The 12,037-nt window shown below is 50.9% G+C and carries 12 protein-coding genes and 1 pseudogene; 4 read left to right on the top strand and 9 right to left on the bottom strand.

Annotated features, from left to right (window positions below; translation table 11 throughout):
• Positions 1-19 precede the first annotated feature (19 nt).
• Positions 20-469 carry a hypothetical protein gene (locus tag DCX48_03095; GenBank protein ID QXE13579.1) on the top strand — a complete coding sequence of 150 codons (450 nt, stop codon included), beginning with the start codon at positions 20-22 and terminating at the stop codon, positions 467-469.
• Positions 470-824: 355 nt separating this feature from the next.
• Positions 825-1,124: a zinc-ribbon domain and TM2 domain-containing protein gene (locus tag DCX48_03090; protein ID QXE13578.1), complete on the top strand. Its 300-nt coding sequence runs from the start codon at positions 825-827 to the stop codon at positions 1,122-1,124.
• A 72-nt stretch (positions 1,125-1,196) separates the two neighbouring features.
• On the opposite strand, the pseudogene DCX48_03085 reads toward DCX48_03090, so the two are convergent.
• The 8 genes and pseudogenes from DCX48_03085 to DCX48_03050 all read right to left on the bottom strand — a co-directional run bounded on the left by DCX48_03085 (position 1,197) and on the right by DCX48_03050 (position 8,452).
• Positions 1,197-1,340, bottom strand: a pseudogene (locus tag DCX48_03085) (ectoine/hydroxyectoine ABC transporter ATP-binding protein EhuA).
• A gap of 95 nt (positions 1,341-1,435) precedes the next feature.
• Positions 1,436-2,230: a class I SAM-dependent methyltransferase gene (locus tag DCX48_03080; GenBank protein ID QXE13577.1), complete on the bottom strand. Its 795-nt coding sequence runs from the start codon at positions 2,228-2,230 to the stop codon at positions 1,436-1,438.
• Positions 2,231-2,575: 345 nt separating this feature from the next.
• Positions 2,576-3,400 carry an amino acid ABC transporter ATP-binding protein gene (locus tag DCX48_03075; protein ID QXE13576.1) on the bottom strand — a complete coding sequence of 275 codons (825 nt, stop codon included), beginning with the start codon at positions 3,398-3,400 and terminating at the stop codon, positions 2,576-2,578.
• A 21-nt stretch (positions 3,401-3,421) separates the two neighbouring features.
• Positions 3,422-4,366 (bottom strand): amino acid ABC transporter permease, encoded by a 945-nt coding sequence (locus tag DCX48_03070; protein QXE13575.1) that lies wholly within the window; start codon positions 4,364-4,366, stop codon positions 3,422-3,424.
• A gap of 78 nt (positions 4,367-4,444) precedes the next feature.
• Complete coding sequence (locus DCX48_03065) at positions 4,445-4,999, bottom strand: GNAT family N-acetyltransferase (protein QXE13574.1); 555 nt, start codon at positions 4,997-4,999, stop codon at positions 4,445-4,447.
• Between the two features lie 87 nt (positions 5,000-5,086).
• The gene (locus DCX48_03060; GenBank protein QXE13573.1) at positions 5,087-6,070 is read right to left on the bottom strand and encodes an ABC transporter substrate-binding protein; all 984 of its coding nucleotides are present in this window, start codon (positions 6,068-6,070) and stop codon (positions 5,087-5,089) included.
• A gap of 95 nt (positions 6,071-6,165) precedes the next feature.
• A complete protein-coding gene (locus DCX48_03055; protein QXE13572.1) occupies positions 6,166-7,101 on the bottom strand; it encodes a transporter substrate-binding domain-containing protein in 936 nt (311 codons plus the stop codon).
• A 22-nt stretch (positions 7,102-7,123) separates the two neighbouring features.
• Entirely contained in the window at positions 7,124-8,452 is a 1,329-nt protein-coding gene (locus tag DCX48_03050; GenBank protein QXE13571.1) for an LLM class flavin-dependent oxidoreductase, read from the bottom strand.
• Positions 8,453-8,753: 301 nt separating this feature from the next.
• On the opposite strand from DCX48_03050, the gene DCX48_03045 reads away from it, so the two are divergent.
• Entirely contained in the window at positions 8,754-9,299 is a 546-nt protein-coding gene (locus DCX48_03045; protein QXE13570.1) for an FMN reductase, read from the top strand.
• Between the two features lie 274 nt (positions 9,300-9,573).
• On the opposite strand, the gene DCX48_03040 is transcribed toward DCX48_03045, so the two are convergent.
• On the bottom strand, positions 9,574-10,770 hold the full coding sequence (locus DCX48_03040) for an amidohydrolase (GenBank protein ID QXE13569.1): 1,197 nt from the start codon (positions 10,768-10,770) through the stop codon (positions 9,574-9,576).
• Between the two features lie 284 nt (positions 10,771-11,054).
• Between DCX48_03040 and DCX48_03035 the strand changes: the two genes are divergently transcribed.
• Complete coding sequence (locus tag DCX48_03035) at positions 11,055-12,035, top strand: LLM class flavin-dependent oxidoreductase (protein ID QXE13568.1); 981 nt, start codon at positions 11,055-11,057, stop codon at positions 12,033-12,035.
• Positions 12,036-12,037: the final 2 nt, after the last annotated feature.

Below are 12,037 nucleotides of genomic sequence, written 5' to 3'. Positions count from 1 at the left end.
AAGGGAAGGAGACTTAAGGATGAGTAAACCGCTGAAAGTTTTTGCTGCGATCGGCATTATCGTTATTGCTGTTGTGGTTGGTGCGATATGGCCGTATATCAAAATGGATTTTGCCAGTAGCGCGCATTATACCAAACAGGATAAAAGGGAGTATGCGTTCTATACCCCCGATATTCTAAAGAAAATGCCGCGTATTACAGATCGTTATGACTTCAGTTTTTCGAACGTAACAGGTCCAGAAGCTAAAGTATGGACGGTGAATTTCTATGGCACTGGCGATACCCGCAACGTTCACACCTATCTGACTTCGGTGGGGTATGAGAAGCAAGATCGTTGCGATGTTGAGGCTGAATGTTGGCGAGCGGCTGGTACTAATGACGTTGTTACGGTTGCCACGTTTGATACCGATAAGAGCGTGGTGGTTCAAGTTTATAGCAGTCCATACACTGAGCCATTACTACCTAAATAATTATTTCAACTAACGTAAAAATCACAATAATGAAGTAAAACTGTGATTTTTATCATTCATTGTCCTTCATTGATGTTATTAGCTGGCGAGTTATTTCCTGTATTTAGTCATGAAGGTATACAAGCGTAGCGAAAATAGTCGAAAGAGATAGATAAGAACGGAACGGATAAAAAATAGTACTATGAACGCACTATTCCACTTCTGTCGCTAGCACGATAGTTTTAAATTGAACACTGAAAATCAGTGGTGTATAAAACACGACGCAGTACGCTGCTGATCATTTTGGGTGGTGTTAATAGCAGTAAGTAAACTTAAGGTAAAATTAGTATAATATATTATTAGGAGTCTAATTATTATGTCTGCCATGGTGTTTTGCCGAGGATGCGGCAAGGAAATTCATAGCACAGCAAAAGCATGTCCACAGTGTGGGGCTACGCAAGCTAGTGGTAAGGGCGAAAAAAGTAGAGTATCTGCGGCATTGTTCGCTGCTTTCCTTGGGGGCTTTGGTGCTCATAAATTTTACTTAGGAAAAGTCGGACAAGGAATTTTATATTTACTGTTTTGCTGGACATTTATTCCAAGCATTATTGCGTTTGTGGAGTTTATTATTTACCTGTGCGATTCAGATGAAGATTTCGCCAGAAAATATGGCTAACAGCGTAATTAAATCAGGCTCACCACGGTGGGCCTGATTTATTTTTGATCAATAAACTGTTTTTTACTTTCCTCACAGCACCTTATTCAAAAAGTTGATCGTCCGCGGATGACGGGGATGGTTTAGCACCTGCCAAGATTCGCCGCTTTCGACAATTTTCCCCTCCACCACAAACACTACGCGGTCGAAGCCGATTTCATGTGTGACGACAACCAACTTTTTAATAGAGATTGAGGAAAAAGTGATTGCAATTCTTCACCATGGAATAAATTGGATTTTTCCAATTACACTATAGGCAATTCAGAGAATGACTATTTGGGCCGTTCTGCTATTACCAACAAAAGAAACGCGCCGAGATCACGCCATCTGCGGAGCTGTGGAATCGCCTTACAAGCCTCTTCCGTAGGCTGCGGTTCTTCAATTTTACTTATGCGAAATCCAACTGATGCCACTGCGTTGATATAGTCTCCGATCGTTCTGGGAAAACGCGGCACGGCAAATGGCGCGACGTTCTCGTCTTTCGGCCGATTTCCAAATTTCCAGTTTTCTGTGAAACCGGATTTATCGAAATAACGTGAGGTGCAAAGACCCGTTGTCTGACCGTTCTCATCCTTCTGCCATTGCCAGCCGGGCGTAATAAAACAGGGGTGTAGAACACTGAACGCGACGAAGCCACCCGGACGGAGCAAACGGTAAGCTTCATGCATTGCGCCCTGAAGGTCAGGCCCATCCATTAACGCCATCGTCGAAACGACTGCATCAAAAGAAGAGGCTGGAAATCCCGTGTCAGAACTGTACGACACAATCTTATATGTTATGCCAACGGGGTCCACGCGCTCTGCTTGCCTGGCATGCTCGATTAAACCATTCGAGATATCTATGCCTACCACCTTTGCGCCCATCTGAGCGAAGTGTCGGGTATTCGAACCTTCGCCACATCCAAAGTCGATAACGTTTAGATCTGCCATAGTTGGCAAAAATTGTAGGAAAGCTGGGAGCGTGAAAAAGTCGCGATAGACATCGTAGCCATTGCGTACATCACTAGTCCATTGATTGGCATTTTGATTCCAGCAAACAGCGACGTCATTATGTGTTTGAGCAGTCATCCCATTTCTCCAGAGTATGATTCGGGCTTTGGCGGTCAATACGTTGAGTAACTATCTTGACGGTCAGATAGTTATCCTTCAACACGTAGTTGCCCATTCATCTCTGGCTATCATACCGATACTAGCAAAGAGTGAATAGCAGTATGCCTTCGGCCTGAGTACGGCTGGGCAGAAACCACCATTTTTTCTCCCGCACGCAGCAAGGCGCATTCACAAAAGAAGGTAGGGAAAAGTCACTGATGAATTGGGTCAACATGCGAAATAGAGCCAGAAGGGAGTCATCTGGCTCGCTGAGCTTTTAGCCTTTACCATTGAGAATGGTGTGATGAGAGTCAGGTAGGAGTCTCACAGTACCTTATTCAAAAAGTTGATCGTCCGCGGATGGCGGGGATGGTTTAGCACTTGCCAGGATTCGCCGCTTTCGACAATTTTCCCCTCCACCATAAACACGACGCGGTCGGCGACTTCGCGGGCGAAGCCGATTTCATGTGTGACGACAACCAGCGTCACTCCGGAGCGGGCGAGCGATTTGATCACATCCAGCACCTCGCCGACCAGCTCGGGATCGAGCGCGGACGTCGGTTCATCAAACAGCATCACTTTCGGTTTGAGTGCCAGCGCGCGGGCAATCGCGACGCGCTGCTGTTGGCCACCTGACAGGTGGCGGGGATAAGATTGCGCTTTATGGCGTAGCCCGACGCTTTCCAGCAATGTAAAGGCGAGATCTTCCGCTTCCTGACGGGAATGCAGCTTATGTGCCAGCGGCGCTTCAATGATGTTTTCCAATACGGAAAGGTGGGGGAACAGATTGAAATTCTGGAACACATAGCCGACGTTGATGCGTTGGCGTAACACGTCCTTTTCTTTCAATTCATAGAGCGTATTCCCTTTGCGCCGATAGCCGATGTAGTCGCCGTCGATGCGGATAAACCCTTCATCTACGCGTTCAAGATGATTAATCGTGCGCAACAGCGTGGATTTCCCTGAGCCGGATGGACCCAGGATCACCGTGACGGAGCCGGGTGCCAGCGTCAGATTGATATCATCCAGCGCTTTATGCTGACCAAAATGTTTCGCCACATTGCGGATTTCGATCAGCCCGCGAGCGTTTTCTGCCTGTGGCTGCGTGGTCGTTCGGGCATGAGCAAAATAATCGATAGCTTCAGACATGGTGAATCTCCAGAATCGGGGTTAACGTGCGCGCTTGCGCGTCAGGATACGGACGAGTCTCTGGCGCGGCGTTAGCGGCATTTCACGCACCGCCCCGCGGGACACATAGCGTTCCACGTAGTATTGGACGATGGATAGCACTGTGGTAATCAACAGATACCAGATGGTGGCGACCATCAGCAGCGGAATAACCTGCTGCGTACGGTTGTAGATGACCTGAACGGTGTAAAACAGCTCTGGCAGCGCCAGCACGTAGACGATCGAGGTACCTTTAGCGAGGCTAATTATCTCGTTAAAACCGGTAGGGAGAATCGAACGCAGCGCCTGCGGCAGAATGATGCGTACCGTGCGGCGACCGCCGGGCAGGCCGAGCGCAGCGGAGGCTTCAAACTGACCCGCGTCCACGCCAAGAATACCGCCGCGAATAATCTCCGCTGTATACGCGGATTGCACCAGCGTCAGGCCAAGTACGGCGACGGAAAATTGATCCAGTAGATCAATCGTCGGATAGCGCAGGAAGATGATAGAAGTGAACGGAATCCCCAGCGCCAGTTCGTCATAGAGATACGAGAAGTTGTAGAGAATAATCAGCACCAGAATCAGCGGCAGCGATCGAAACAGCCAGATATACAGCCACGACAGGGTGGAGAGCAGATAAGACGGTGAAAGCCGTGCCAGCGCCAGCGCGGTGCCGAGAAAAATGCTGAGTAATGTACCCAGCGCGGTCAACAACAGCGTCTGCCCCAGCCCGGCTAGGATGACCGGATTAAAAAACCACTCGGCAAAGACTGACCATTCCCAGCGCGGGTTCAGCGCGATTGACTGAATAATCCCAGCAAAAATAAACAGCGAAAACAGTGCACCGGCAAAACGAAAAGGATAACGCGCCGGAACAATGTTCAACGGTGGTTCCTGCGCCTGACTCAGCGGTGGCTGCTGAGACGATGTTTGGAGAGATTGCGTCATGATCGATACCATTTGAATGTGATGCTGAAAAATGTCGTTTTGTGGTTAGCGCATAGGGTTGTTACTGGTGCGTAAGGGTCAACACACTTTCAAATGGCGGGTGATAAGATCGACTTCCGTTTGCCGCGTAACCCGTGGTGTCGCCGTTTCGAACAGCGCTTTCTTAAACGGTAAACGCCCGTCGTAAGGTGGGAGGCTATAGGTCACCGGATCGATGGTGGTATCGAACTGAGGGGTATAACCGTGGCTCAGGTATAAGCGCACCGCTTCAGGTTGACGGAAACCGGTGGTCAGGAAAAAATGCAGATAGCCTGATCGTCGAGCGTGTTGCTCCAGCTCATGCATCACTTTCCCCGCGAGCCCCTGACGGCGCAGTGAATTATCCGTCCATACCCGTTTAATCTCGGCGGTAGTGCTGTCGTAGCGTTTAAACGCCCCCGTGGCGATGGGGATACCTTGACGCAGCAGCGCAATAAAAATGCCGTGCGGCTGCTGGTAGATTCCCGGTGGGTCGCTTTCCCGCTCACCGAAAAAATCACCATAACGCTGCTCATATTCCGCGAACAGGCCGTCGATAATAGGGGCCACGATAGGATCCTCGGGCTGGGTAACAATGAAGATATCGTCGGACATTGCATGCTCCTGATTCATTAGGGGATACGCGGGCTATCGGTAACTATTGCGTTTCGCTTATAGCGTCGCGATAGCCATAAAGCGGGATTAATCGCCCAGTCCCGGCGGATTGATTTCTGAACGCTCGATACGCCCAATGCTTTCTCCCCAGCGGCTCAGCACTTTGTCGTATTCACCGCTTTTAATCACACCGTTCAACGCCGTATTAATCGGCTGTACCAATCCGCTGCTTTTGCGCGTGGTGACCGCGATATGTGCAACGTTGGGGTAACCGCCGTTTACCGTGCCGACATGCTTAACCTTTCCAGTTAGCTCTGCCTTGTAGGCGCCGATCACGTTTGGACCGAAATAGGCATCAGAACGACCGGATTGCAGGCTCAGGTTGGCCGCAGCATCGTCCGTGACATAAATGGGCTGAAAGGCGGGTAGGCCGTTAGCGCGATTCTGTTTATCCCACGCCAGCAGCACGGCTTCCTGATTGGTGCCGGAGCCGACGATAATTTTCAATCCAGCAATGTCTTTCGCTTCCTTGATGGACTGAATTTTACTGGTGGATTTCACATAGAAGCCGAGTGAGTCGATGCGATAAGTGGCGAAATCGAACTTTTCTTTACGTTCTTTGGTGACGGTAATATTGATAATGGCGGCATCATATTTGCCGGAGGCTACGCCGAGTGGCCAGTCTTCCCATGAGGTGGGAACGATGTTTAGTTCCAGACCAAGGCTGTCTGCTACCAGTCGGGCAATATCCGGTTCGCTGCCCACTACAGTTTTGTTGTCGTCAGCCAGAAAGGCCAGCGGGGGTGACGATCCCAATGTGGCAATCGCGACGGTGAATTTACCCGGCGTGACAAATTTAAAATCAGCCGGAATCTGTGCGATAGCGTCCACATTCTTCGGCGCATGGATCGGTTGCTGATTGGTTTTCAGGTCGATAGCCGCCTGCGCGATAGTCGTTACGGACAGCGTGCCGAGCAGCAGCGATCCCGTCAGTAGCCTTGTCAGAAGCGAGGGAAGCACGCGAGGTGTCGCGGCCGAATGTGCGATGATGTAGGCGATCTGTTTTTGCATTTGTCTTTCCCTTGCAGGTTGTTATGGTGACGCCGTCACTTTTAAGAACATGTCACTTTAAAGAACGTGTCACTTTAAAGAACGTGTCACTTTTATTAATCGCCGATACCCGGCGGATTCACCACGGACTGTGTGATCTTTTCATCGTCTTCACCCCAGCGATCCAGCACCTGCGCATAGCTACCGTTGTGGATCGCGCCATTGATGGCGGTGCTGATTGGCTGCGCCAAACCGTTACCTTTTTGCGTGGTGACCGCGACATAAGCGACAGTCGGGCCTTTGCCTACCATGCGCGTTTTGCCTGTTAACGCCGCTTTATAAGCGCCGATGGAGTGCGGACCGAAAAACGCATCGACACGCCCGGACTGGATGCTCAAATTGGCGGCGGCATCGTCGGTAACGTAGACAGGCTGTTCGGGGGCGAGGCCGTTAGCGTGGTTTTGCCGATCCCAGCCCAGCAGAATGTTTTCCTGATTGGTGCCGGAGCCGACAATCACTTTCAGGCCCGCCACGTCTTCCGGTTTGTTGATTGCGGTAATTTTGCTGGTCGATTTCACGTAGAAACCCAGCGTATCAATGCGGTAGGTGGCGAAATCGAACTTCTCTTTGCGCAGCTTCGTTACGGCGATATTAAAAATAGCGGCATCGTATTTCCCCGCCGTAATGCCCAGCGGCCAATCTTCCCAAGAGGCAGGCACCAGTTTCAGATCCAGCCCGAGACTGTCCGCCACTAGCCGTGCGATGTCGGCATCGCTGCCGACAATTGTTTTGTTGTCGTCAGCCAGCAGAGACAGCGGTGGTGAACTGAGCGCCGAAACGGCAATCGTCAGTTTACCCGGCGTAACGAATTTGAAATTAGCCGGGATTTGCGCGATAGCCTCGGCGTTTTTATCAGTACGAATGGGAACCTGATTGGCCTTGAGATCGATACGGCTGACGAATCCCGCGTCTTGTGCCTGCACGTTTGCTGCCAGCGTGGCGCTCAGTAGCGTAGCCAGACCGGTTACAGTGATAAAATTGGGATGCTTCACGGTGAATCTCCTGTTGCGCGAATTAGCGCGTGAATTGATTCACCGGATAGTCCAGCGCCAGATTTTCCCGCAGCGTGTAGCCGGGATATTCCTGACGGAATAATCCGCGCTGTTGCAGCAGTGGGACGACGCGATCGACAAAGTGGTTGAGCGTATCTGGCGTGCCGCCCTGAATAATGAAGCCGTCTGCCGCACCATTCTCAAACCAGAGCTGTAAGCCATCCGCCACCTGCTCGGGCGTGCCGCTGAATACCGGGCGGGGTGACGCCGCTTCCAGCGCGACTTGTCGCAGCGTTAAGCCTTTTTCCTGCGCGTTGCGTTTGATTTCATCGGTGGTGCTGCGGAAGCTGTTTTTCCCCAGTTCGCCGATATCGGGGAAGGGCTCATCCAGCGGATGCTGTGAGAAGTCATAGTGCTCAAAGTAGCGGCCCAGATAATTTAGCGCGTCCTTAATCGTGACCAGCTGTGCAGTTTCCTGATACTGGCGCTCGACGTCTTCTGCATCGTTGCCGACAATCACGCTGACGCCTTGGAAGACGTGCAGCTGATCGGCGTGGCGACCGTTTTCTTCCAGCTTCTGCTTCACCTCGCGGTAATAACGCTGCGAGTCTTCCAGCGTGTGTTGATGGGTGAAGATGGCATCGGCGTGTTTGGCGGCAAGCTTTTGCCCGTCCTCAGACGCGCCAGCCTGAAACACAATTGGGCGACCCTGCGCAGAGCGGCCAATATTCAGCGGGCCCTGTACCGAGAAGAATTCCCCTTGATGATTCGGCGTGTGCAGCTTCTCAGGGTCGAAGAACTGCCCGCTTGATTTGTCACGAATAAAGGCGTCGTCTTCCCAGGAATCCCACAGGCCTTTTGTTACCTGAAGGAATTCATCGGCAATACGGTAGCGCAGCGCGTGTTCTGGGTGCTGCTCACGGGAAAAATTTTTCGCCGATCCTTCTAATGGCGATGTCACCACGTTCCAGCCCGCGCGACCGTTGCTGAGATGGTCGAGGCTGGCGAACTGTCGGGCGGTGGTAAAGGGTTCGGAATACGACGTCGAGAGTGTGCCGACCAGGCCAATATGGCTGGTGACGGTAGCCAGTGCGGACAGTAGCGTCAACGGCTCAAAACGGTTGAGAAAATGTGGGATAGATTTTTCATTGATATACAGACCATCTGCCACGAAGACAAAATCAAACTTGCCCAGTTCGGCTTTCTTCACCGCATCTAGCACAAAACCAAAATTAATGCTGGCATCCGGTACGACGTTTTTATGTCGCCACGCGGACATATTTCCCGCCGCACCTTGTAATATTAAACCTAGTCTTAATTGTCGATTTGAGGATGTTTGTTTTTTACTCATTATTATAAACCTTGTTATTAATTGAATGTGCTTGTTATTAATTGAGCTAACTTCCATGAAAGTGAACACAGTCCATCAATAAAATCGGCTGTCAATAAATAAGCCATTAATAGGCATTCACGCATTCAATGAAAGGTTAATGGGACGTTAATAGCGTGTTTTCACTATTGATGAGGCGAGGTGTGATGTAAAACAACAAAAATGGATAATGAAATTCAAAAATTTCAGATGATGGCGCGGCTTATTTTGTTAGTATGATGTTAATAGCCATGTCTCTCGCCGTATCTAAAGGAAGAATGTAATGTCTGATTTGACAGCTGAACGACGCGTAACCGTGAATGACGCCGTTCCCTCTGCGGCGGTTAGCGCCGTTGACCGGCAGGCGTTTCGCGATGCAATGGCAAAGTTGAGCGCGGCGGTTAATATCGTTACCACCGATGGTCCGGCAGGTAAGGCTGGGTTTACCGCGTCGGCTGTATCAAGCGTTAGCGACACGCCCGGCACGCTGCTGGTGTGTCTGAATCGTGGTTCATCGGTGTATCCCACGTTTCAGGTGAATGAACATTTATGCGTTAATACGTTGGCGGCACATCATGAAGCGCTGTCGTCGCTGTTTGGGAGTCGGTCGTCTACGGAAGAACGGTTTGCTGCGGCGAAGTGGGGCGTGTTACACACGGGTTCACCGGTGTTGCAAGATGCGCTGGTTGCATTTGACTGCCGGGTTGAGGAAGTGGTGAGCGCGGCGACGCACGATATCTTTATTTGCAGAGTGTTAGCGATTAAGCAGGGCGAAAGTACCGATGGTCTGGTGTATTTTTCCCGTGGTTATCACGCTGTTCGCGGGTAATGAAATTCATCGACTATATGTTAAGCCATCTATATGAGTTGATGTTGCAGACAAAGTGCGTCGAGCGGTGGTAATGGATAGATCGTAAAGACGCTGCAAGTACGTCCTTGTAAGCTCGAGCCGCGCCATCCTTGGCGCGGACGCTTTACTCTTCTATTCCATTACCCCCGTTTTCGTTCTGAAAATAGGGTTTTTGCTCTCTTTCTAACGCGAATTATTGAGGGAGTCCCCTCCGCCGGATTGACCGGACGGAGGGATTTTTATAAGTCAACGATCACGATGAGGACAGGACTGCCTGTGGTGGTGTAACTTTCGTGGTGCGCAAGCGATGCAGTGCGGCTTCCGCTAGCTGTGCAAAGTAGCGTGATGCAGGCGCAATCGCGCTTTCATCTGGGTTGAACTGAGGGTGATGCAGGCCAAATTCGCTGTTTGAGCCAATGCTGACGAACGTGCCCGGCACTTCCTGAAGGTAAAGGGCAAAGTCCTCGCCGCTCATTTGCAGTTCGGCATTTTCTACCTGATAACCTGCGTCTCGGGCAATTTGTTTGCTGAAATCGGCCCATTCGCTGGTATTCACGACCGCTGGCGGGCCGGGATACCATTTGAGTTCCGCTTTTGCGCCCAAAGCAAGGGCAATTCCGCCGATCAGTTGTTCAATACGCTCCGGTATTTCTGCACGAATCGCGGCATTGTAAGTACGAACCGTTCCTTCCAATTCTACCGTTTGCGGTAGTACGTTCCAGGTGTTGCCGCCCTGAATTCGCGTGACGCTGATGACCAGCGACTCCAGCGAACTGAAGCTGCGGCTGGGCAACGTTTGCAGTGCATTGACGATATTACAGGCGGTGACGATGCTGTCGATACCCTGTTCCGGCTTGGCGGCGTGCGCGCCTTTGCCTGTAATGTGAATGGCGAAGCGATCCACGTTGGCATAGAACTGCCCGCTGCGTGTGGCGAAGGTGCCTGCGGGGAGTTCGGGCGCATTGTGCAGGCCGAAAATGGCGGCCACATCGGCGAGTGCCCCCGCACGAATGATCTGTTTAGCTCCGGTAGATACCTCTTCTGCCGGTTGGAAAAACAGCCTGATTTTACCCGGTAAGGCATGTTCACGTTTTTTCAGCAAACAGGCAGCGCCGAGCATCACTGCGGTGTGGAAGTCATGTCCGCAGGCATGCATGACGCCTGCATTTTGAGAGCGAAAGCCGACATCGACCAGTTCTTCAATCGGCAGCGCATCAATATCAGCGCGTAGCGCAATCGTCGGACCGCTGCCGTGACCAATTTCGGCAACGACGCCGGTGGTTAACGCAAGGGGCAGCAGGCGGATGTCTTTTTCTTGTAGCCAGCGGGTAATGTGCGCGGTGGTTTGGTGTTCCTGATTGGACAATTCTGGGTACTGATGCAAGTGCCGTCGCCAGTTAATTAACTGTTGATCAAATGACGTATCACAACAGGGGATAGATTCAGCCATATCAATACACCTCCTTAACAAAATGTAAACATGATAAAGGTAGCCGATAGCAACTAAATGGATAAATACCGTCTGGTTATATTTCATGTCTTTTTATGATGGCGTTTTTTGTATTCATGTATTATGAATATTTCTGCTAACAAAACTCATTATTGATATTTATTTTTAACACCGTTATGCAACATTCTTCTTATTCGGTTTTTTTGCTATTTCTGTTTTTTGGTTATGACTATTTATTACTATGAATAGTGCTAACGGATAGCCGCTGAAAATAAGGAAACATCGTGGGATATAAGCTCAGTTTATTAGATCAAAGCCCTATCGCCGAAGGAATGAGCGCGGCGCAGGCGTTGGCACAAACCGTGTCGTTGGCGAAAGTGGCGGAAGCGCTTGGCTATTACCGCTTTTGGGTTTCCGAACATCATAATTCCGATGAGCTGGCGGGGTCGTCTCCCGAGGTCTTGATCACCTGGCTGTTGGCGCATACGACAACGCTGCGCATTGGCTCCGGCGGCGTGATGTTACAGCATTACAGCCCGTATAAAGTCGCGGAGAATTTCCATGTCATCAGCGCGTTGGCAGGCGGACGTGTAGATTTGGGTATCGGTAAAGCGCCGGGCGGGTTGCCACTTGCGACACGGGCGTTACAGCAGGAAATCGGTGAAGCGCAGCGGGTCGCCTTCACGGAGAAATTACATCAGCTCAATCGTTTTCTCGGTAGCAATGACGATACGGTCGATCGTCTGAATGCGACACCGCTGCCGGAACATGCGCCACAGCGCTTTCTGCTAGGGGCCAGTCAGGATAGTGCGAGATTAGCGGCATCGCTTGGCTGGAATTTCGTGTTCGCTGGGTTCATTAACGCCAGCGAAACGCTGCTGGCAGAATCACTCTTGAGCTATCGGGAATTGAAGCCAGCCAGTGCACATACGTTGCTATCGCTGTCGGTGATTGCCGCCGAACGTCATGAGGATGCGGAAGCGCTGGCCAGCACGCAGCATAACTATAAGGTTTATATTGAAAACAAGCCGCCGCTAACGGTTGGAAGTCAGGAACAGGCAGAAAATTTCGTTCGACAGGCAGGCGTGACGGATTTCCGTATTGAGCAGGAGCCACGCCATGTGCTTTACGGTACGCCGGAAGATATTCATCAGCGTCTGGAGAACTATCATCAGCGCTTTGGCGTAGATGAGTTCATTATCCATACGCCCGTGACATCACCCCGTGAGCGTGAGGCGTCTATCCGGCTGTTGGCGCAACGCTGAAC

This window comes from Pectobacterium atrosepticum (genome assembly GCA_019056595.1).
GTDB classification, from domain to species: Bacteria; Pseudomonadota; Gammaproteobacteria; order Enterobacterales; family Enterobacteriaceae; genus Pectobacterium; species Pectobacterium atrosepticum.
Note: the sequence above shows the minus strand (reverse complement) of the source record. Positions and strands in the feature narration are given on the sequence as shown.

Excerpts from the sequence above, each read along its gene's own strand:
- DCX48_03075 (QXE13576.1), bottom strand. The coding sequence starts at position 3,400 with ATGTCTGAAGCTATCGATTATTTTGCTCATGCCCGAACGACCACGCAG.
- DCX48_03050 (QXE13571.1), bottom strand. The coding sequence starts at position 8,452 with ATGAGTAAAAAACAAACATCCTCAAATCGACAATTAAGACTAGGTTTA.
- DCX48_03080 (QXE13577.1), bottom strand. The coding sequence starts at position 2,230 with ATGACTGCTCAAACACATAATGACGTCGCTGTTTGCTGGAATCAAAAT.
- DCX48_03090 (QXE13578.1), top strand. The coding sequence starts at position 825 with ATGTCTGCCATGGTGTTTTGCCGAGGATGCGGCAAGGAAATTCATAGC.
- DCX48_03045 (QXE13570.1), top strand. The coding sequence starts at position 8,754 with ATGTCTGATTTGACAGCTGAACGACGCGTAACCGTGAATGACGCCGTT.
- DCX48_03040 (QXE13569.1), bottom strand. The coding sequence starts at position 10,770 with ATGGCTGAATCTATCCCCTGTTGTGATACGTCATTTGATCAACAGTTA.
- DCX48_03095 (QXE13579.1), top strand. The coding sequence starts at position 20 with ATGAGTAAACCGCTGAAAGTTTTTGCTGCGATCGGCATTATCGTTATT.
- DCX48_03060 (QXE13573.1), bottom strand. The coding sequence starts at position 6,070 with ATGCAAAAACAGATCGCCTACATCATCGCACATTCGGCCGCGACACCT.
- DCX48_03070 (QXE13575.1), bottom strand. The coding sequence starts at position 4,366 with ATGACGCAATCTCTCCAAACATCGTCTCAGCAGCCACCGCTGAGTCAG.
- DCX48_03065 (QXE13574.1), bottom strand. The coding sequence starts at position 4,999 with ATGTCCGACGATATCTTCATTGTTACCCAGCCCGAGGATCCTATCGTG.